This is a genomic window from Micromonospora sp. CA-111912, assembly GCF_050948415.1.
Classification (GTDB): Bacteria; Actinomycetota; Actinomycetes; order Mycobacteriales; family Micromonosporaceae; genus Micromonospora.
Genome location: NZ_CP192007.1, coordinates 565,138 through 584,322 on the forward strand (window position 1 = coordinate 565,138; position 19,185 = coordinate 584,322).

Here is a 19,185-nt window from a genome sequence, read left to right on the forward strand (position 1 = left end):
CCCACCCTGCCACGGGCGTACTTCGAGTGCCTCGCCGTTCGCCGGGGGCTGGCGGGCACACCCCCGGCAAACGGGTGGGTCAGGAGGACTCGCGGGCCGCCGGGCCGCTGCCGAAGAGGACGTCGTCCCAGCTCGGCAGCCGCTTGCGGGGCTTGCCGGAGGCGTCGGTCGACTCGTTCCCGCCGGCCGCCGCTGCAGCGGACCCCGTGCGGCGGGGCCGGAGCACCGCCAGCGACGGAACGGCCGGGATCTCCTTCGGGGCGTCCGAGTCGTCGTCGAACGCGGAGCCCTGGCCGCCGCCGAGCAGGGCCGCCGCCCCGCCGCCGACCGGCCGCTGCCGGGGCGCGTCGGACCCGGCCAGCGCCGCCGGCGTGCGCGGCTCCAGGCCGCGCCCGGACGTCGAGCCGAGTGGACGGTCCAGCGAGGCGAGCAGGGCGTCCCGCCCCGCGCGGATCGGGTCCCGCCCCGGGCGGCCGTGATCGCCGGCAGCCGCAGGCAGCCCGTGCCCGCCCCGGCCCGGCTCGGCGCGCGACGGGCCGGGCAGCGCGTGGCCGCCCCGCTCCGGCGCGGGCTCCTGCCCGAGGATCGGGGTGGGGCGCTCGGCGCACAGGTACTGCGCCATGTCGTCGTGCGGGGTGACGTTCTGCCGGGTCTTGTCCAGGTCCCACACCGCCTGCGCGGTGGCCTTGCCCGACGGCCAGGTGGCGATGATCCGCCAGGTGCCGTCGTCGCGACGGTACGCGTCCCAGGAGATCTTCTCGGTGTCGATCCCGTGCTGGGCCAGCCGGCCGTTGACCACGTCGGCCAGCGGGGTCGGCTTCTCGGCGCCCTTGAGCCGGGTGCGCCGGGCGTGCTGGGCGAGCATCGCCCGCTCCTGGAGCACGGGGCCGGCGTAGCGCAGCACCCGGTCGACCGGGACGCCCGCGATGCGGGCCACGTCCTCGGCCGACTCGCCGGAGCGGATCTTGGCTTGGATGTCGCGCGGGGACAGCGACGGCACCAGGTCGGCGGTGTTCGACACCACGGCGAGCGGGGGGGCACCCGGCTCGGCGTGCATGGCACCGGCGATCCGCTCGTCGATGGGCAGGGCGAGCAGTCGCCCGACCTCGTCGGCGAGCACCAGCGCCTGGCCGTCCTCGGAGAGGGCGACGAAGCGTACTGGGCGCATGAGCGTTGCCTCCGTCCCGCTTCGCTGGCCGCACGCCACGAGTCGGCCACCCGGGCGTCTCGCACCACGGTACGCCCATCCGTCACCAGGTGGGGGAACCGACACCCGCATGTCGCGGACGGGCTGCGAGGATGATCACACTGGGTAACCGTCGACGGCCCGGCGGCCACCCAGTGTGACGGTGCCTAGAGCCGCTCGACGACGTAGTCGATCGAGGCGGTCAGCGCCTCCACGTCGGCCGGCTCGACCGCCGGGTAGAGCGCGATGCGGAGCTGGTTGCGGCCCAGCTTCCGGTACGGCTCGGTGTCGACGATCCCGTTGGCCCGCAGCGCCTTGGCGATCGCCGCCGCGTCCACCCCGTCGGCGAAGTCGACGGTGGCGACCACGTTGGAGCGCAGCGCCGGGTCGGTGACGAACGGGGTCGCCACGGCCGAGCGCTCGGCCCAGCCGTACACGATGCCGGCGCTCTCGGCCGTGCGCTTGGCGGCCCAGTCCAGCCCGCCCTGTTCGTTCATCCAGTCGGTCTGCTCGGCGGCCAGGAAGATGGTGGCCAGCGCCGGGGTGTTGTACGTCTGCTCCAGCCGCGAGTTGTCGATCGCGGTGACCAGGTCGAGGAACGCCGGGATGTACCGGCCCGAGGCCTTGATCTCGGTGGCCCGCTCTAGCGCGGCCGGCGACATCAGGGCCAGCCAGAGGCCGCCGTCGGAGGCGAAGCACTTCTGCGGGGCGAAGTAGTAGACGTCGGTCTCGCGCACGTCGACCGCCAGGCCGCCCGCGGCGGAGGTGGCGTCGACCAGCAGCAGCGAGCCCTCGTCGGCACCGGCCACCCGGCTGATCGGCACGGCCACGCCGGTCGACGTCTCGTTCTGCGGGAGGCCGTACGCGTCGACCCCGGCCTCGGCCACGAGCGTCGGGGCGCTGCCCGGCTCCGACTTGCGCACGGTCGGCTCGCCGAGGAACGGCGCCTGGCTGACCGACTTGGCGAACTTCGCGCCGAACTCGCCGAAGCTGGCGAACTGGGCCCGGTCCCGGATCAGGCCGAACGCGGCGACCTCCCAGAACGCCGTGGTGCCGCCGTTGCCGAGGATCACCTCGTAGCCCTCGGGGAGGGAGTAGAACTCGGCGATGCCGCGCCGCAGCCGGGCGACCTGGTCCCGGACGGTCTTCTGCCGGTGCGAGGTGCCCAGGAAGCCGGTCGCCGCGTCGGCGAGGGCGGAGACGGCCGCCGGACGGACCTTGGACGGCCCGCAGCCGAACCGCCCGTCGGTGGGCTTGATGTCGTCGGGAATCCGGATGGTCGGTGCGTCAGCCACGGTTGTCGAGATCCTTCCGCGTGGGCGGGGCCCGGTCTGGAATGGGCGGGTGCGGACCGACGGCGGTCGCGTGCGTGGACGCACGGTTGGCCGGGATCCGTTCCTGGTCCGGCGGCTCTGCCGAGCATTCATCCTCGCACCCGGGCCGACCCGGACACCCGGCGGTGAGGCGTGTGACACACCCGCCGGCCGCACGACTGCGGCAGCCCTCCCGCCAACGCGAAGGGGCCCCGCCGAGGGCGGGGCCCCTTCTCCTGTCGACTAGCGCGGCTGCGCCGCGCACCCGGCCACGCACCCGAGCTACTCCAGGCAGCCCGTCAGCGGCGCCGCATGTCCACTGACGGACCCACTCCACCCCGGATGATCATGAAGTTGTTGCCACGACACGCCCGAGATCCTGGCAATAACTTCATGATCATCCGGGGTGAGGGTTGGTGGTGACGGGAGGGACGGGAGTCGCGCATTCAGGTGGTGACTTGCGTCCGGGGGGATGCCCGGGTCAGACGCCGTGCGGGATGGCGTCCCAGCCCTCGACCTGCTGCGGCTTGCGGGGGCTGGGGCCGACATAGGTGGCCGACGGGCGGACCAACCGCTGGAGCTTCTTCTGCTCCAGGATGTGCGCGCTCCAGCCGCCCATCCGGGCGCAGGTGAACATCGAGGTGAACATGTGCGCCGGCACCTCGGCGAAGTCCAGCACCACGGCCGACCAGAACTCGACGTTGGTGGCGAGCACCCGGTCCGGCCGGCGGGCCTGAAGCTCGGCCAGGGCGGCCTTCTCCAGCGCCTCGGCGATCTCGAAGCGCGGCGCGCCCAACTCCTTGGCGGTGCGGCGGAGCACCCGGGCGCGCGGGTCCTCGGCCCGGTAGACCCGGTGGCCGAAGCCCATCAACCGCTCGCCCCGGTCCAGGACGCCCTTGACGTACCCCTCGGCGTCCCCGCTGCGCTCGACGGCCTCCAGCATGGTGAGCACCCGGGAGGGGGCGCCGCCGTGCAGCGGGCCGGAGAGGGCGCCGATGCCGGAGGAGATGCAGGCCGCGGCGTCCGCGCCGGTGGAGGCGACGATCCGGGCGGTGAACGTGGAGGCGTTCAGGCCGTGCTCGGCGGCCGAGATGAAGTACGCGTCTACGGCCTTGACGTGCCGCGGGTCGGGCTCGCCGCGCCAGCGCTTCATGAAGCGCTCGACGATCGTCTCGGCCTTGTCGATCTCCTTCTGCGGCACGGCCGGCAGGCCCAGGCCGCGGGCGGACTGGGCGACGAAGGAGAGCGCGGTCACCGAGACCCGGGCCAGGTCCTCGCGGGCCTGCTCGTCGGAGATGTCCAGCAGCTGGCTGAGCCCCCAGTACGGGGCGAGCATGGCGACGGCGGACTGCACGTCGACCCGGATGTCGCCGGAGTGCACCGGCACCGGGAACGGCTCGGCCGGCGGCAGCCCCGGCCCGAAGCGCCCGTCGACCAGCAGCGCCCAGACGCTGCCGAAGGAGAGCTGACCGATCAGGTCCTCGATGTCGACGCCGCGGTAGCGCAGCGCGCCCCCCGCCCTGTCCGGCTCGGCGATCTGGGTCTCGAAGGCTACGACGCCCTCCAGCCCCGGTTTGAAGTCGGCCATGTCGCTCTCTCCTGGATCTGCTCGATGCGCCCGCCCCGGGCTCATCCGGCCCGGCCGGTCGAGCGCCTTAGGCGATCCTCAGGGACGTGTTCGTGACATCTTGCCTGCTGGGTAACCGACTGCGCGACCCAGTGCGACTGTGCTGCACGCCTCATCCCCGCCGGTGGACGTCCGGCGGGCCTCGGTGAGACTGGGGGGTGCGGGCTGGCCAGCGGTGCGGATGCGGGCGGTCCGACGAGAGGGAGACTGACTGTGACGGGTGACACACCCGGGCCGGCGGGGATGCGTAACGAGTACGCCGCCGACCTGGGCCTTTCCGAGGCGGACCTGGCGGCCGACTGGCACGCCCAGTTCGCCCGCTGGTTCGCCGACGCGGTGGCCGCCCGGCTGCCCGAGTCGAACGCCATGGTGTTCGGCACCGCCGACGCCCAGGGCCGCCCCAGCGGCCGCACCGTCCTGCTCAAGCGGTACGACGCGGCGGGCTTCGTCCTGTTCACCAACCACGGCTCCCGCAAGGGCGTCGAGGCGCTGGCCAACCCGTACGCCAGCCTGGTCTTCCCGTGGTTCGCGATGCATCGGCAGGTGGTGGTGGCCGGGCGGATCGAGCCGGTGGACCGGGCCGAGACCGAGGCGTACTACGCCAGCCGGCCGCGCGGCTCCCAACTCGGCGCCTGGGCCAGCGCCCAGTCCCGGGTGATCCCGGACCGGGCCACGCTGGACGCCGGTTACCGGGCGGCGGCCGAGCGCTTCGCCGAGGTGGAGCCGATCCCTGCCCCGCCGAACTGGGGCGGGCTGCGGGTGCGCCCGGAGACGGTGGAGTTCTGGCAGGGCCGGGCCAGCCGGCTGCACGACCGGCTGCGGTTCCGCCGCACCGGGCCCGCCCCGGGGACGGCCGGCGACGGAGGCTGGGTGGTGGAGCGGCTGGCCCCGTGACCGCCGTCAAGGAGGCCCGCCCGCCCGGGGCGCGCCGCTGGGCGATCGACCTGCGGCCGCTCGGCGTGCCCGCGTACCGGCGGGTGTGGCTCGGCAGCGCCGTGGCCATGTTCGGCTTCCAGTTCACCGCGGTCGCGGTGCCGGTGGAGATGTACGCGCTGACCGGTGGCTCGTTCTGGGTCGGCCTGCTCGGCGTCGCCGGGTTCCTGCCGCTGCTGGTCTTCGGGTTGTGGGGCGGGGCGGTCGCCGACGTCCTGGACCGCCGTCGGGTGCTGCTCGCCGGCGGGGCGCTGCTCTGGGCGTCGACGCTCGCGCTGCTGGTCCAGGCCCTGCTGCGGGTGGGCAGCCCGGTGCTGCTGCTGACCCTGGTGGCGGTGCAGTCCACCGCGTTCGCGGTCACCTCGCCGACCCGCAGCGCGATCCTGCCCCGCCTGGTGTCGACGGAGCTGGTGGCCGCGGCGAGCACGCTCAACTACACCACCCACACCGTCACCTCGGTGTTCGGGCCGTTGGCCGCCGGCCTGATCTTCGCCGGCTGGGGCACGGGCCTCGGCCTGCCGGTGGCGTACGCGGTGGACGCCCTGCTCTTCACCGTCTCGCTGTGGGCCACCTTCCGGCTGCCGGCGCTGCGCCCCGAGCCCGACCCGGACGGCTCCGCCGCGCCCCGCCGGGCGGGGCTGAGAAGCATCGTGGACGGCTTCCGCTACCTGGCCGCGACCCCCGTGCTGCTGCTCTCCTTCGTCATCGACCTGATCGCGATGGTGCTGGCGATGCCCCGGGCGCTCTTCCCCCAGGTGGCCCAGGAACGGTTCGGCGGCGGTGCTGCCGTCGGGTGGCTCTACAGCGCGATCGCCATCGGGTCGATGCTCGGCGGGCTCACCTCCGGCTGGATCGGCCAGCTCCGCCGGCAGGGGCTGGCGCTGGTCCTCGCCGTGGTCGGCTGGGGGGTGGCCATCGCCGCCGCCGGGCTGGCCCGCCAGCTCTGGCTGGTGGTCGGGCTGCTCGCCCTGGCCGGCGCGGCCGACCTGATCAGCGCCGTGCTGCGGCAGACGATGCTGCTGGTGCACGCGCCCGACCGGATGCGCGGCCGGCTCCAGGGCGTGAACACTGTGGTTGTCGCGGGCGGGCCCCGCCTCGGCGATTTGCGCGCGGGGGCGACGGCCGCCGGGTTCGGCACCGGCGTCGCCTGGGTCGGCGGCGGCCTGGCCGCGGTGGTGCTGGCGGTGCTGCTGGCGGCGGTCTTCCCGGCCCTGCTCCGCTACCGGGCCGCCACACCGCGTACGCATGGAGCGAACGGCTAAGGTCACCGGCATGCAGAACGCCGCGACCCCCCCGCCGTCAGGCGCGCAGTGGACCATTTCCGCCGCCGGCCACGAGGCCGTCATCGTGGAGGTGGGCGGCGGTCTACGGACATACCGGCACGACGGGGCCGACTACCTCGACGGGTACGACCTCGACGAGATCTGCCCCGGCGGGGCCGGGCAGGTGCTGGCCCCGTGGCCCAACCGGATCCGCGACGGGCAGTACTCCTTCGGGGGGCGGTCGTTGCAGCTCACGCTGACCGAGCCGACCCGGAACAACGCCATCCACGGCCTGGTCAACTGGGCGCGGTGGCACCTGGTCGAGCAGGCCGACGACGCGGTGACGGTCGGTTACGACCTGCCGCCGCACCCCGGCTACCCGTGGGGCCTGCGGCTGCGCAACCGGTACGCCGTGGGCCCGGACGGCCTGCTCGTCGAGCACGAGGTGACCAACGTCGGCGACGGGCCCTGCCCCTTCGGCTTCTCGATGCACCCGTACCTGCGGCTGCCCGGGGTGGCGGTCGACGACATCTCGATCCAGGTGCCCGGGCGGACCCGGGTGATGCTGGACGGGCGGCTGCTGCCGGTCGGGGCGACCCCGGTCGCCGGCACCGAGTACGACTACACCAGCCCGCGCAGGATCGGCGACGCGGTGCTCGACGCGGCCTTCGGCGAGGTGGTCCGGGCCGCCGACGGCGGCTCGTCGGTGACCCTGGCCGCCCCGGACGACGCCGTCGCGGTGCGGATCTGGGCGGACCGGGAGTTCGGCTGGTGGCAGGTCTTCACCGGGGACACCCTCGGCGGGGAGCGGCACCGGCGCTCGGTGGCCGTCGAGCCGATGACCTGCCCGCCGGACGCGTTCCGCTCGGGCAAGGACGTGATCACGCTGGAGCCGGGGGACACCTGGCGGGGCGCCTGGGGCATCCGTCCCGGGGCCTGACCGGCCGCGCGAGGGAGCGACATGGAGTTCGCCGAGGTCGTCCGGCGACGCCGGATGGTGCGCAACTACGACCCGGACCGCCCGGTCCCGCCCGAGGTGGTCGAGCGGCTGCTCGACCACGCGGTCCGGGCCCCGTCCGCCGGGTTCGCCCAGGGCTGGGGATTCCTGGTGCTGGAGGCGCCGGAGGACCGGGAGCGGTTCTGGGCGGCAACCACCCCGGACGGCGGTGGGCGGGAGCGGTGGCTGGCCGGGATGCGGCGGGCGCCGCTGATCGTCGTGCCGCACGCCAACCGGTCGGCGTACCTGGAGCGGTACGCCGAGCCGGACAAGGGCTGGGCGGACCGCTCGACGGAGCGCTGGCCGGTGCCCTACTGGCACGTCGACACCGGCTTCGCCGCCCTGCTGATGCTGCTCACCGCAGTGGACGAGGGGCTGGGCGCGTGCTTCTTCGGCATTTCGCCCCAGCGCACAGCCGCGTACCGGCAGGCGTTCGGGGTGCCGGAGGAGTACCAGCCGATCGGCGCGCTGACCGTCGGCTACCGGGCGCCGGACCACCGGTCGCCGTCGCTGAGCCGGGGGCGCCGCCCGGTCGACGAGGTGGTCCACCGGGGCCGCTGGAGCTGACCGGTCCGCCGGAACCGACCGCGACCGGCGGCGCGGACCCGGTCCGGGCGGCCGGGTCCGGGGCACCGCAGTAGTGAATGCGACATGAGGGAGTAAAACGCGGTGTGGCACGGGCGGCTACGCTGGCACGGTCATCGGTGCCGCGACGCGCGGCGCCACACCGCGATGCGACCCGACGCGGCGGGTCGGCCCGGTCAGGGGGAGGGGAGCGCACCGTCGTGATCTTCAGAGCGGTCCGGGACGGGAGTCCCTACCCGGACCACAACCTGACGCTCAAGCAGTGGGCGGAGATCCCACCGCGCCCGCTGAGGCTGGACCAGCTGATCACCACCAAGCGCGAGCTGGCGCTGGACAAGCTCCTCGCCGAGGACTCCACCTTCTACGGCGACCTGTTCCCGCACGTCGTGCAGTGGAACGGCGGGCTGTACCTGGAGGACGGGCTGCACCGCGCGCTGCGCGCCGCCCTCCAGCAGCGCAACCAGATCCACGCCCGGGTGCTGGTGCTCTCCGGCCAGGCCAACTGAGGATCGCTGTCGGGCCTCCCGTCACCGGGCTTCCCGCGTTCGGCTGACCCCCCGTGCCGGCGGTGTCATCGTCTGCATGGCGGCGCGTGTCGTGTCGAGCAGGTCAGAGGTTGCTACCTGCCCGAGGTAAACGTCCGGCCGGATGAGGAGCAACGTGTCGCCGTCGAGGCCGTAGACGCGGCGGAACGACTGCGCGGCATCGGTCAGCACGTGATCAGCGCGGGCGGTCGCGTCCACCACGACGCGGGTGAGACGCGCTCCGCCTGTTGGCCAGTCGAGCTGGTCGAGTGCCTCGCCGGCGCGAGAACCGTAGGCCAGTGCAGTGAAATGCGGTCCCCGGTAGAGGTCGAACAGCCGAACCCGTACGCCGCCAGGCCCCAGTAGTTCCGCATCCGGGGCCCGGTCGCCTACTCGCAGCGTGGTGGTGCCGGCGAGTTTCGTAGGCGCGAGTGGGCCACCGTAGTAGCTCAGTAACAGTTGTTGCTCATCCTTGCCGCGGCGCAGACTCGACGGGTCGAGCTTGGCGATACCCGCGTACTTCTCGGTGGAGAGGCCGAGCACTCCCGCCGCGATCGGCAGACGTTCAGCTTGGTATGTGTCCAGTAGCCGGGCGTCGGCGCCAGCTACGACCTGTGCGAGTTTCCAGCCGAGGTTGTAGGCGTCCTGGATACCGGTGTTCAAGCCTTGCGCGCCCGCGGGGGTGTGGACATGGGCGGCGTCACCGGCGATGAAGACACGGCCGCGGCGATATCCTTCGGCCAGGCGGATGTTCGGGCGGAACACCGACCGCCATCGCATGTCGTGCAGTTTGACGCGGCGATTACGGACGTGGGCTTGGATGCGTTGGTTGATCTCCGCCAGGCCGTCCTGAGGTACTTCCTCGGGGGCCAACCGGATCATCCATTGGAAAACTTCACTGTGCGGCAGCGGGCAAGCGCCGACGAACCGCCCCTTCAGGCCCGGCCAGACATGCCACCGGTCTCGCGACAGGCCGGTGGTGACGGCGTCGACGATGAGCATCCGGTCCGATTCGTCGGTGGAGCCGATGAATCCGAGACCGAGCTGTTTGCGGACCGTGCTCGCACCGCCCTCAGCTCCTACGAGATAACGGGCGGTGATTTCCTCGATGCCGGCGTCGCCGGCCACCTTCGCGGTCACCACTTCGTCGTCCTGGGAGAATTCGATGAGCTCGCGCCCGAATTCGACCCGGGTTCCCAACTGCTGTAGTCGGGCATGTAATGCGCTGTCGGTGCGGTACTGCGGGATGAGTCGGGTGTTGGGGAAGGGGATGTCCGAGGTGGGTTCACGATTACGGAACATGCGCCACGGGATCGCCACTGGCCCCAGGTGGATGCTGAGGAGTGGGTAGTCGTCGCCATCGGCGAGGATGTCGGTGAGCGCTCCGAGATCGTAGAGGACCTCAAGGGTGCGGGGCTGGATGCCCTTGGCGCGGGAGCCCTCGAAAGCACGGGCCGATTTGTCGATGATGCGGACGTTCAATCCTCGGCGGGCCAAGTCGATCGCCAGGGCGGTGCCGGTCGGACCGGCACCCGCGACCAGGACGTCGATGTTCTTGTTCATGGTTGTCGCCAATCATTCTGGGATACCGCGAACGACGCGAGCAGGTCGGCTACGTCGCGGGGGCGCTCGAGAGGAGCCATGTGCCCGCACTCGGTGATGACATGGGTCCGTCGCGGCTGGAGCAGGGCCCGAGCGGTGTCGATGTGCGCGATCGGGGTGACCTGGTCGTCGGCTCCCCAAATCAACATCGTCGGGACCCCCAGGTTTCCGGTTCGCCGGAACAGCTCGTGACGGCTGTACAGGGGGAAGTTCTGCAGCGTCGAGAACAGCGCATACAGGGAGCCTTCGTACCGGTAGGCATCGAGGACCATCGCCGCCAAGGCGGCCGCCTGCTCGGGATCGCGCACGTTGTGCCGCAAGTGCCCTTCGAGTAGTCGGCGTCCGAATCGCCGGGCGACGAAATCTGCCACCAGGCCGCTCCGCAGCAGCTGCTGCGGTGGCGGACGCCGGGTCAGGCCCGCAGGGCCGAGCACGGTGAGGGTCGAAACGGATGCGGCCTGCCGCCCGGTGTAGGCCATCGCGATCAGCGTGCCCATGGAGGTCCCGACCACATGGTGCGGATGCTTGAGGCCAAGCGTCGCCATCAGTTCGGCGAGCTGGCGTACGAACAGGGCCTCGCCGTAGGTGGCGTGCACTCGATCGGAGTAGCCACGTCCGTAGGCGCTGTAGGTCAGGGTGCGCAGCCCGTCGGCGTGCAGGCGCGATGCGACGTCGTCCCAGTAGAACAGCGGAATCGTCAGTCCGCCGACCAGCACGGCCAGTTCACCATCGGTGGGACCGGACAGCTCGTAGTGGGTAGTACCGTCAGTTAGCGGGACGAAACTGCCACGCAGCTCCCGCCGCATCTCCTCGTCGAGCGTGCGGTCCTCGCCGGGCCCTACGAAGTACCTCATGGCTGATCTCCCTGCCGGCGCCGTGATACTCCCGCGATGGACCGCATGAACTCGCCGATGGCTTCTGCCACCCACTCAGGATCTTCTTCCGGCAGCAGGTGCCCGCCGTCGGCGTGGACCATCTCGTGACTTCCGGAGATGTCGCGGGCGAAGTGCTGCCCGTCGATGCTGGCGCTGCGCAACACCAGAGCCGGCACCGCGATCTGCTTGATCAGCGAACTCCGGTCAGGCTGATCGGTGTTGGCCAGGTCAACGAACGCCGACCGATTCCCGGGCCGGTTCATCAGCGTGTGCACTCGGTCAACCATCGCGTCATCCACGATCTTCGAATGCTGACCGACGGCCTCTCGCAGGCTGCGTTCAGTCGCGCTGCGCGGCAGCCATCGCCGCAGCAGCGGCCGCAGCAGCGGATTACGCGCCAGCCGCAGACCGGCGGGCAGCGTCTTCTCCGGATAGCCGGTTGCGTTGATCAACACGAGTCCGTCGACTCGGCCCGGATGGCTCAACGCGAGGTTCCACGCGAGGTTGCCGCCCAGTGAGTTCCCGGCGACCGTGTAGTGCGCCACGTTCAGGGCGGCCATGAAGCTGGCTACCGTCGCCACGTACGTGCCAATGCGGTAGTCGCGATCAGGGCGCGGGCCCGTCAAGCCGAAGCCGGGCAGGTCCAAGCGGACCACGTCAGAGGCCTGCGCCAGCCGGGCCGCCACGCTGTCGAAGGCGTGCATTGACGACCCGCTGCCGTGCAGCAACACCACAACCGGCCCCGTGCCAGCGCGCTTGTAGTGCACCCGCAGGCCATCCACCGAGATGAACCGGGAATCAGGATCGGAGCCGTGCGTACTGTCCGTCATAATGGCAACAGTGTTGCCGAAACTATCTGGGGCGTCAAGAGCAGGCCATACTTGTCTCCGTGAGCAGCCTGCCCCGCCCCGTAGCCGAAGCCGTCGCGTCAGCCGGACGTGCCCCCGGCCGACCCGCAGTCCCCGTCGGCCGGATCGTCGCGACGGCCTTGCAGATCCTCGATGAGGGCGGTGCCGACGCCCTGTCCATGCGCCTCCTGGCGCAGCGACTCGACTCGGGCACTGCCACGCTGTACCGGCATTTCGGCAACCGGGCAAAGATGATCACTAAGGTCGTCGACCATGTGTTCGGCGAGGTCGAACTCGATGCAGAAATGCTCGCCGAGATGAGCTGGGACCAGGTCTGCCGCAGCGTCGCCCAGAGGATGTTCGACGTCCTGAGCGGCCACCCGAAGGTGGCATCACTGCTGGTCGAGCAGATGCCGATGGGCCCGAACGCGATGATGCTCCGCGAACGCTGTATTGCCGCCCTGCTCAACAGTGACTTCCCACCGCACCTGGCCGCACGTTCCTACGCCACGCTGGCCCGCTACGTCCTGGGCTTTGCGATTCAGCTCGCCGGCTCTACGGACCAAACCGATCAAGCATCGGCGCCCGTTCTCTTCCAGGATCTGACGCCGTCTCAGTTCCCCGCCACCCTTGCCGTCGCCGACACACTGCCCGTGCTGTTGAAAGACGAGTTCACTTTCGGGCTGGAGCTGATCATCAGCGGTCTGCGCCAGTTACGCGGCGACGGATAACGACCCGGCCAGCGGCTGCCAACAACCCGGGGCGAGGTCGAGGAGCCGGGTGGATGGCATCTTCAAAATCCGCCTCTGTCAGTACCCGATAGCGTTACAGATCAACACCCCGTCGCGCTCCGGTCGGCCTACCACGCTGCCGGGGCGGGCTGGTGACCTGGCACGACGACCCAGTCCCGGCGTGGTGCGGAGGGGACCGTCCAGAGTGCGACACACGCAGACCGGGTTCTCGCCGAGCGGGTGTCGCACGAGGGCCGTACCGTCATCGGAAGACGATGTGTCCGATCGAGGATGGTGAGCGCGATGTCCCCTGACGGTGAGCCCGACGGTCAGGTCGACCGGCCCGCCCCGCGTGGCCCCTCCGGGCCCGCCCGGGGGCTGCTCGTGGTGCTCGGCGCCGCGGCGCTGGCCGTGGTGGTGCTGCTCGGCACGCAGGTCGCCGGGGTCTTTCCGGACTTCCGCAACCCGTTCAGCAAGGAACAGACCGACCGCAGCCAGCCCCCGCTGCTGAAGTCGATCCAGGATCTCAGCCGCTACGTCGCGGCCGAGGGCAACTTCCAGGTCGTGGTCGACCTGCAGAACGACCGGAACAACGTCCCGGAGTTCCTGCTCAACGAGCGCACCCTCTTCGTGGGGGCGGGCAGCGTCGAGGCGTACGTCGACTTCGGCAAGATCGCCGAGGGGGCGATCGCCGTTTCGGCCGACGGGAAGTCCGTCGAGGTCAAGCTTCCCGCGCCGCAGCTCGCCCAGACCAACCTGGACATGGAAAAGAGCTACGTCGTCGCGCAGCAGCGAGGGCTGCTCAACCGGCTCAACGACCTGGTCAAGGGCGACCCGAACCGCCAGCAGCAGGTGTACAAGCTGGCCGAGGACCGGATCACCGCCGCCGCCCGGGACAGCGGGCTGACCGCCCGCGCCGAGGAGAACACCCGCAAGATGTTGGAGGGCCTGCTCCGCTCCCTCGGGTACGAGAAGGTGACCGTCACCTACACCGCGCCCTGACGTCCTCCCGTCAGCGACGAAGCGCCCGCCCCGGCAGTCCGGGGCGGGCGCTTGCGCACGTGGCGGGTGGCGGGTCAGTGGCGGGCGGCGGCGTAGCGGTCCTCGTTCGGCATGAGCACCCACAGCACCAGGTAGACGACCACCTGGGTGCCGGGCAGCAGCAGCGACAGCAGGAACAGCAGCCGGATCATGTTGGCGGAGGTGTTGAACCGGCGGGCCAGGCCGACGCAGACCCCGGCGAGCATGCGCCCCTCGCGGGGCCGGACCAGTTTGCGACTCATCGTCGTACTCCCACTCTGCGGCGTACCCGCCGCCTCTGTATTCCACGGTAGGAACGGACGACCGCCCCGCCCTCCGTCCCGAGGGGGATCCCGCGACCCCTGTCCCGTAGGTGCTTACCCGGGCACCCCGGCCGCAACGCCTCCCCGCGCCGCCCCCGCCCCGGTTCGCCCCCGCCACCCCGCCCCGTGACGCGCTGGATCGCGCTAATTCGGGGAAAGAGTGGCCTCGCGGTGGCGCGGACACCACTGATTCCGTGAATTAGGCGGGGATCTTGACGCTGCGGTGGGGCGGGTGCGGGGACTGGAGGGGGGTGACCTGGGCGGGTAGGCTGGCCGGTTGGGCCGTCCACACCCGGACGGCGGTGGGACGGCCGACCCGACCGGGGAGGCCGCGACCGGGCTGGGCCCGCTTTGCGGGGTCGACGGCGAGGAAGTGCACATGATCAGCGTTTTCGACCTCTTCAGCGTGGGCATCGGGCCGTCCAGCTCGCACACCGTGGGCCCGATGCGGGCCGCCCGGACGTTCGTCGCCGGGCTCAAGGCCGACGGGCTGCTCTCCGCGACGGCCCGGGTGCGGGCCGAGCTGTTCGGCTCGCTCGGCGCCACCGGCCACGGCCACGGCAGCGACCGGGCGGTGCTGCTCGGGCTGGAGGGCGAGGCGCCGGAGGCGGTCGACACCGACACCGTCGGGCCCCGGGTGGCGCGGATCCGGGCCGAGCGGCGGCTGGGTCTGCTCGGCGTCCAGGAGATCGATTTCGACCCGGACCGGGACCTGGTGCTGCACCGGCGTCGGTCGCTGCCGTACCACCCGAACGGGATGACCTTCGTCGCGTACGACGCCGCGGGGGCGGAGCTGCGGGAGCGGACGTACTACTCGGTCGGCGGCGGGTTCGTGGTCGACGAGGAGGCGGCCGGGGCGGACCGGATCGTCCCCGACACCACCCTGGTCCGGTACCCGTTCCTGACCGGGGCGGAGCTGCTGCGGGTCAGCGCCGGCAACGGGCTGTCGATCAGCGAGGTGATGCTCGCCAACGAGCTGTCCCGGGGCACCGAGGGCGAGGTGCGCGACGGGCTGCTGGAGATCTGGCGGGTGATGCGGGAGTGCGTCGAGCAGGGCTGCGAGCGCGACGGCGTGCTCCCGGGTGGGCTGAAGGTGCGACGGCGCGCGGCGGAGCTGCGGCGCAGCCTGGAGGCGGACACCGGGACCACCGACCCGCTGCGGGTGATGGACTGGGTGACCCTGTTCGCGCTCGCGGTCAACGAGGAGAACGCGGCCGGCGGCCGGGTGGTCACCGCCCCGACCAACGGCGCTGCGGGGATCATCCCGGCGGTGCTGCACTACTACACCCGGTTCGTGCCGGGGGCGTCCGACGAGGGCGTGGTCCGGTTCCTGCTGGCGGCCGGGGCGATCGGCGTGCTGTTCAAGGAGAACGCCTCGATCTCCGGTGCCGAGGTGGGCTGCCAGGGGGAGGTCGGCTCGGCCTGCTCGATGGCCGCCGCCGGGCTGGCCGAGGCCCTCGGCGGCACCCCCGAGCAGGTGGAGAACGCGGCCGAAATCGGCATGGAACACAATCTCGGGCTCACCTGCGACCCGGTCGGTGGCCTGGTGCAGATCCCCTGCATCGAGCGGAACGCGGTGGCTAGCATCAAGGCGATCACTGCCGCCCGGTTGGCGTTGCGCGGCGACGGGGTGCACCACGTCTCGCTGGACAAGGTGATCAAGACGATGCGTGAGACCGGCGCCGACATGAAGGTCAAGTACAAGGAGACGGCGCGGGGCGGCCTGGCCGTCAACGTGATTGAGTGCTGATCCGGCGAGGAGGCGGGGTGACGTCTGGCGTCGGGGCGCTGTGGGCGCACCGGAACTCGCTGCGCATTCTCGTCCGGCGCGACCTGGCGGTGAAGTACCAGCAGTCGGTGCTCGGGTACCTCTGGTCGCTGATCGAGCCGCTCGGCATGGGGGCGATCTACTGGTTCGTCTTCGGGGTGCTCTACTCCGGGGACACCAGCCGGCACCTCGGGCAGGCCGCCGCGTCGTACCCGCTGTTCCTGATCACCGGCATCTTCGCCTGGATGTGGACCAGTTCGGCGCTGAGCGAGGCGACCAACGCGCTGACCGGGCAGGCCCGGCTGATCACCACGCTGAACGTGCCGCGCCAGGTCTTCCCGATCAGCCGGATCACCGGCCGGTTCGCCGAGTACGCCGCCGGCCTGCCGATCCTGGTCGCCATCGCCGCCGTCTACGTGGCGCGCGGCGAGGTGCACCCCGGGTGGTCGGTGCTCGCCCTGCCGCTCGCCGTCGCAGTCCAGGCGGTGCTGCTGGTCGGGCTGGCGCTGCTGCTGTCGGCGCTCAACGTGCTGATGCGCGACATCGAGCGGTTCATGCGGCTGTTGATCCGGCTGTTGTTCTACGCCACCCCGATCATCTACCCGCTCAGCCTGGTCCGGGAGTCCACCATGCCCGGCTGGGTGAAGACCGGGTACGAGCTGAACCCGCTGGTCGGCATCTTCCAGCTCCACCACGCGGTCTGGTACCCGGACCAGTTCCCCGACGCCCGGCTGCTGACCACCACGATCGTGGTGAGCCTGCTGGTGCTGGTGGCCGGCTGGTGGGCGTTCCGCCGGCTCGAACCCGCCGTGCTCAAGGAGCTGTGATGACGGCGTTCAGGGAGCGGTGATGGCGGAACCGATCATCGAGGCGGACGGCCTCGGCATCCGGTTCGTCCGTAACCGTCGGCGGCAACTGCGGCTGCGGGAGTTCTTCATCCGACCGGGTGACCGGTCGGCCGACGCCGGCCGGTTCTGGCCGTTGCGGGACGTGTCGTTCTCCGTCGCGGCCGGCGAGATGGTCGGGGTGGTCGGCCGCAACGGCACCGGCAAGAGCACCCTGTTGCGGCTGATCGCCGGGGTGCTGATCCCCGACGAGGGACGCATCCGGGTCCGTGGCGACGTGGCGCCGCTGCTGGAGCTGTCCGCCGGCTTCTCCAACGACCTGACCGGGCGGGAGAACCTGTACCTCGTCGGCGGACTGCACGGACTGTCGTCGGGCTACCTGCGCGAACACTTCGACGAGATCGTCTCCTTCGCCGGTGAGCAGGTGGAACGGGCCATCGACGCGGCGGTGCGGCACTACTCCTCCGGGATGAAGGTGCGGCTCGGTTTCGCCATCATCTCGCACCTGCCGCACCCGATCCTGCTCATGGACGAGGTGACCGCGGTCGGGGACGCGGAGTTCCGCGAGAAGTGCTATGCGACGATCGACCGATTGCTGGGGGAGGGACGCACACTGGTGCTGGTGTCACACAACGAAAAGGATCTGACCCGGTTCTGCCGTCGGGGGCTGTACCTCGACGCCGGGCGGCTGACCGTCGATGGGACGATCGCCGAGGCGCTGGACGCGTACCACACCGCGGTTCCGCGGTGACGCTCGCGATCGTGCTCGCCGCCGGTTCTCCGGCCGCGGGCCTGCCGACACGCGCCGGGGCGACGCTCGCCGACCGGCTGGCCGACCAGTGGCGCCGGGCCGGGGCGGGTCAGGTGCGGCACGCCGCCGACCTGGCCGAGCTGGCCGCCCTCGCCGACGCCGCGACCGGGCCGGTGATCGTCAGCGGGGCGGACCTGGTGGCGCACACCGCCGTACTGCGGCACCTGGCCACCAGCCCGGTCGGGCCGACGGTGGCCCTGGTGCTCACCGACCCGCCGGCCCCCGGCGGGGCCGTGGTGCGCGAGGAGCGCGGCCAGGTGGTCGCCGCCGGCGTTGACGGGCAGCTCGAAGGCGGTGCGACCGGGGTGTTCGGCGGGGCGCTGCGGGTGGGGGTAAACGACCTGCCGGCCCTGGCCGCCGCCGCCCGGGCCGCCGCCGCGGGCGGATCGCCGGCCGGCACAGCCCCCGGGCCCGCGGTGGACCGGTTGTTCGCCGGCCTCACCGCGCTCGGCACGCTGACCTTCGCCCACCGGGTACGCCTGCTCGTCGCCCACCGGGTCGCCGACCCGGCGGGGCTGGCCGCCGCCGAGGCGGCCCTCGCAGCGGTCGACGAGGACAAGGCCGAGCTGCGGTTGTCGGTGAAGGAGAAGGACGACTTCTTCACCACGTACTTCGTCAGCACCTGGTCCCCGTACGTCACGAAGGCGTCGGCGCGGCTCAAGCTGACCCCGACCGGGGTCACCGCGATCTCCGTGCTGTTCGCGGTCGCCGCGGCGGTGCTGTTCGGCGTCGGCGGCCGGCCCGCGCTGGTCACCGGCGCGGTGCTGCTCTACCTCGGCTTCATGCTGGACTGCGTGGACGGGCAGCTCGCCCGCTACACCCGGCACTTCAGCGCGTGGGGCGGCTGGCTGGACACCATGGCCGACCGGGCCAAGGAGTACGTGGTCTACGCCGGCCTCGGCTACGGGGCGACGGCCGCCGGCTACCGGTACGGCTGGGCGCTGGCCGTCGCCGCGATGACGTTGCAGACCGTCCGGCACATGACCGACACCTGGTACGGGGTGCTGCACGACGAGGCGGCCCGCCGGCCGAGGACCGCCGACGCGGGCGGCGGCGGGATCGGCGACAAACTGAACGCCGCGTCGACCCGGGTGCAGGCCGACACGGGTTCGCTGTCGTACTGGCTGAAGCGGACGGTGGTGTTCCCGATCGGGGAGCGGTGGGCGCTGATCGCGCTGACCGTCGCGCTGTTCGATCCGCTGGTCAGCCTGGTCGCGGTGTTGACCTGGGGGGTGCTGGCGTTCGCGTACACGGGTGCGCTGCGTACCCTGCGGGCCCGCTGGATGCGGGTGCCGGTGCTGGACACGGTCGACGCCACCCTGCACCGCGACGACGGCCCGCTCGCGGCCCGGTTCCCGGCGCTGCGCCCGGTGGGCCCGCTGACCCTGGCGGTGATCGGTGCCCTCGGCCCGGGGGCGCTGCTGGTCGCGGGCCTGCTGCGGGCGGGTGGGGACGGGGACCCGGCCGGCCTGCGTTGGGCGGTGCCGGCGGCACTGCTGGTGCTGCTGGTCGCCGGCCTGGGTGCCGGGGCGGCACACAACGGCCCGCTGGACTGGTTGGTCCCGGCCGCGCTGCGGGCCGGCGAGTACCTGTTCGCCGTCGCGGTCGGCGTGGTCGCCGGGGTGCCGGCGTGGGTCGTCTTCGGGTACGTCTTCGTGCTGACCCTGCACCACTACGACCTCACGGCCCGGTTGGAGAAGCGGCAGGCGGCCCCGCCGCTGCACCCGTGGACGCTGGGCTGGGAGGGGCGCTCGGTGCTGCTGGCCATCGCGGCGATCGTCGGATTCGCGGCTGTTGTGATGGCTACACTCGGTGCGTACCTGTTCATGGTTTTCGTCGGGAGCGTGGTCCTGGCCTGGGTCGTCCTGCCCGCCCGCGCCCGGCGGGCCGCGGGCGTCCCGGCGCGTGGAGGCGTACGCCAGCCGGGCTGACGTG

General features: G+C 71.9%; 18 protein-coding genes. 11 read left to right on the forward strand and 7 right to left on the reverse strand.

Annotation, left to right across the window (positions count from 1 at the left end):
- Positions 1-79: 79 nt before the first annotated feature.
- The 3 genes from sepH to ACQPZO_RS02710 all read right to left on the reverse strand — a co-directional run bounded on the left by sepH (position 80) and on the right by ACQPZO_RS02710 (position 4,087).
- On the reverse strand, positions 80-1,168 hold the full coding sequence (gene sepH, locus ACQPZO_RS02700) for a septation protein SepH (RefSeq protein ID WP_433346698.1): 1,089 nt from the start codon (positions 1,166-1,168) through the stop codon (positions 80-82).
- Between the two features lie 185 nt (positions 1,169-1,353).
- On the reverse strand, positions 1,354-2,481 hold the full coding sequence (serC, locus tag ACQPZO_RS02705; protein ID WP_433346700.1) for a phosphoserine transaminase: 1,128 nt from the start codon (positions 2,479-2,481) through the stop codon (positions 1,354-1,356).
- 499 nt (positions 2,482-2,980) lie between these two features.
- Positions 2,981-4,087, reverse strand: a complete 1,107-nt coding sequence (locus ACQPZO_RS02710; protein WP_433346702.1) for a citrate synthase 2 — start codon at positions 4,085-4,087, stop codon at positions 2,981-2,983.
- Between the two features lie 246 nt (positions 4,088-4,333).
- Here ACQPZO_RS02710 and pdxH point away from each other — a divergent pair, with 246 nt between their 5' ends.
- The 5 genes from pdxH (at position 4,334) to ACQPZO_RS02735 (ending at position 8,409) form a co-directional block, all read left to right on the forward strand.
- The gene (gene pdxH / locus ACQPZO_RS02715) at positions 4,334-5,020 is read left to right on the forward strand and encodes a pyridoxamine 5'-phosphate oxidase (protein ID WP_433350753.1); all 687 of its coding nucleotides are present in this window, start codon (positions 4,334-4,336) and stop codon (positions 5,018-5,020) included.
- Positions 5,017-6,321, forward strand: coding sequence for an MFS transporter (locus ACQPZO_RS02720; protein ID WP_433346704.1), 1,305 nt, complete (start codon positions 5,017-5,019; stop codon positions 6,319-6,321). Before pdxH ends, ACQPZO_RS02720 begins: the two co-directional genes overlap by 4 nt.
- Before the next feature lie 10 nt (positions 6,322-6,331).
- Entirely contained in the window at positions 6,332-7,261 is a 930-nt protein-coding gene (locus ACQPZO_RS02725; RefSeq protein WP_433350754.1) for an aldose 1-epimerase family protein, read from the forward strand.
- Between the two features lie 21 nt (positions 7,262-7,282).
- Complete coding sequence (locus ACQPZO_RS02730) at positions 7,283-7,885, forward strand: nitroreductase family protein (protein WP_433346706.1); 603 nt, start codon at positions 7,283-7,285, stop codon at positions 7,883-7,885.
- Positions 7,886-8,103: 218 nt separating this feature from the next.
- A complete protein-coding gene (locus ACQPZO_RS02735; RefSeq protein ID WP_396669049.1) occupies positions 8,104-8,409 on the forward strand; it encodes a type II toxin-antitoxin system VapB family antitoxin in 306 nt (101 codons plus the stop codon).
- Positions 8,410-8,430: 21 nt separating this feature from the next.
- Here ACQPZO_RS02735 and ACQPZO_RS02740 read toward each other — a convergent pair whose 3' ends face one another.
- The 3 genes from ACQPZO_RS02740 to ACQPZO_RS02750 are packed head-to-tail and all read right to left on the reverse strand — an operon-like array spanning position 8,431 to position 11,734.
- Positions 8,431-9,990 carry an FAD-dependent oxidoreductase gene (locus ACQPZO_RS02740; RefSeq protein ID WP_433346708.1) on the reverse strand — a complete coding sequence of 520 codons (1,560 nt, stop codon included), beginning with the start codon at positions 9,988-9,990 and terminating at the stop codon, positions 8,431-8,433.
- The gene (locus ACQPZO_RS02745; protein WP_433346710.1) at positions 9,987-10,883 is read right to left on the reverse strand and encodes an alpha/beta fold hydrolase; all 897 of its coding nucleotides are present in this window, start codon (positions 10,881-10,883) and stop codon (positions 9,987-9,989) included. The genes ACQPZO_RS02740 and ACQPZO_RS02745 overlap by 4 nt, the downstream gene beginning before the upstream one ends.
- Positions 10,880-11,734: an alpha/beta fold hydrolase gene (locus tag ACQPZO_RS02750; protein ID WP_433346712.1), complete on the reverse strand. Its 855-nt coding sequence runs from the start codon at positions 11,732-11,734 to the stop codon at positions 10,880-10,882. The genes ACQPZO_RS02745 and ACQPZO_RS02750 overlap by 4 nt, the downstream gene beginning before the upstream one ends.
- A gap of 59 nt (positions 11,735-11,793) precedes the next feature.
- Here ACQPZO_RS02750 and ACQPZO_RS02755 point away from each other — a divergent pair, with 59 nt between their 5' ends.
- Entirely contained in the window at positions 11,794-12,483 is a 690-nt protein-coding gene (locus ACQPZO_RS02755) for a TetR/AcrR family transcriptional regulator (RefSeq protein ID WP_433346713.1), read from the forward strand.
- Between the two features lie 303 nt (positions 12,484-12,786).
- Positions 12,787-13,485: a DUF4230 domain-containing protein gene (locus ACQPZO_RS02760; protein WP_433346715.1), complete on the forward strand. Its 699-nt coding sequence runs from the start codon at positions 12,787-12,789 to the stop codon at positions 13,483-13,485.
- Positions 13,486-13,559: 74 nt separating this feature from the next.
- On the opposite strand, the gene ACQPZO_RS02765 is transcribed toward ACQPZO_RS02760, so the two are convergent.
- The gene (locus tag ACQPZO_RS02765) at positions 13,560-13,766 is read right to left on the reverse strand and encodes a PspC domain-containing protein (protein WP_433346717.1); all 207 of its coding nucleotides are present in this window, start codon (positions 13,764-13,766) and stop codon (positions 13,560-13,562) included.
- Between the two features lie 439 nt (positions 13,767-14,205).
- On the opposite strand from ACQPZO_RS02765, the gene ACQPZO_RS02770 reads away from it, so the two are divergent.
- The 4 genes from ACQPZO_RS02770 to ACQPZO_RS02785 are packed head-to-tail and all read left to right on the forward strand — an operon-like array spanning position 14,206 to position 19,181.
- Entirely contained in the window at positions 14,206-15,576 is a 1,371-nt protein-coding gene (locus tag ACQPZO_RS02770) for an L-serine ammonia-lyase (RefSeq protein ID WP_433346719.1), read from the forward strand.
- A gap of 17 nt (positions 15,577-15,593) precedes the next feature.
- On the forward strand, positions 15,594-16,421 hold the full coding sequence (locus tag ACQPZO_RS02775) for an ABC transporter permease (RefSeq protein ID WP_433346721.1): 828 nt from the start codon (positions 15,594-15,596) through the stop codon (positions 16,419-16,421).
- A gap of 22 nt (positions 16,422-16,443) precedes the next feature.
- Complete coding sequence (locus ACQPZO_RS02780; protein WP_433346723.1) at positions 16,444-17,190, forward strand: ABC transporter ATP-binding protein; 747 nt, start codon at positions 16,444-16,446, stop codon at positions 17,188-17,190.
- Positions 17,187-19,181 carry a DUF5941 domain-containing protein gene (locus ACQPZO_RS02785; protein WP_433346725.1) on the forward strand — a complete coding sequence of 665 codons (1,995 nt, stop codon included), beginning with the start codon at positions 17,187-17,189 and terminating at the stop codon, positions 19,179-19,181. The genes ACQPZO_RS02780 and ACQPZO_RS02785 overlap by 4 nt, the downstream gene beginning before the upstream one ends.
- The last annotated feature ends 4 nt before the right edge of the window (positions 19,182-19,185 follow it).

Coding starts and splice junctions, on each gene's coding strand:
- sepH (WP_433346698.1), bottom strand. CDS start 1,168: ATGCGCCCAGTACGCTTCGTCGCCCTCTCCGAGGACGGCCAGGCGCTG.
- ACQPZO_RS02710 (WP_433346702.1), bottom strand. CDS start 4,087: ATGGCCGACTTCAAACCGGGGCTGGAGGGCGTCGTAGCCTTCGAGACC.
- ACQPZO_RS02725 (WP_433350754.1), top strand. CDS start 6,332: ATGCAGAACGCCGCGACCCCCCCGCCGTCAGGCGCGCAGTGGACCATT.
- ACQPZO_RS02730 (WP_433346706.1), top strand. CDS start 7,283: ATGGAGTTCGCCGAGGTCGTCCGGCGACGCCGGATGGTGCGCAACTAC.
- ACQPZO_RS02740 (WP_433346708.1), bottom strand. CDS start 9,990: ATGAACAAGAACATCGACGTCCTGGTCGCGGGTGCCGGTCCGACCGGC.
- ACQPZO_RS02745 (WP_433346710.1), bottom strand. CDS start 10,883: ATGAGGTACTTCGTAGGGCCCGGCGAGGACCGCACGCTCGACGAGGAG.
- ACQPZO_RS02750 (WP_433346712.1), bottom strand. CDS start 11,734: ATGACGGACAGTACGCACGGCTCCGATCCTGATTCCCGGTTCATCTCG.
- ACQPZO_RS02760 (WP_433346715.1), top strand. CDS start 12,787: ATGTCCCCTGACGGTGAGCCCGACGGTCAGGTCGACCGGCCCGCCCCG.
- ACQPZO_RS02765 (WP_433346717.1), bottom strand. CDS start 13,766: ATGAGTCGCAAACTGGTCCGGCCCCGCGAGGGGCGCATGCTCGCCGGG.
- ACQPZO_RS02770 (WP_433346719.1), top strand. CDS start 14,206: ATGATCAGCGTTTTCGACCTCTTCAGCGTGGGCATCGGGCCGTCCAGC.
- ACQPZO_RS02780 (WP_433346723.1), top strand. CDS start 16,444: ATGGCGGAACCGATCATCGAGGCGGACGGCCTCGGCATCCGGTTCGTC.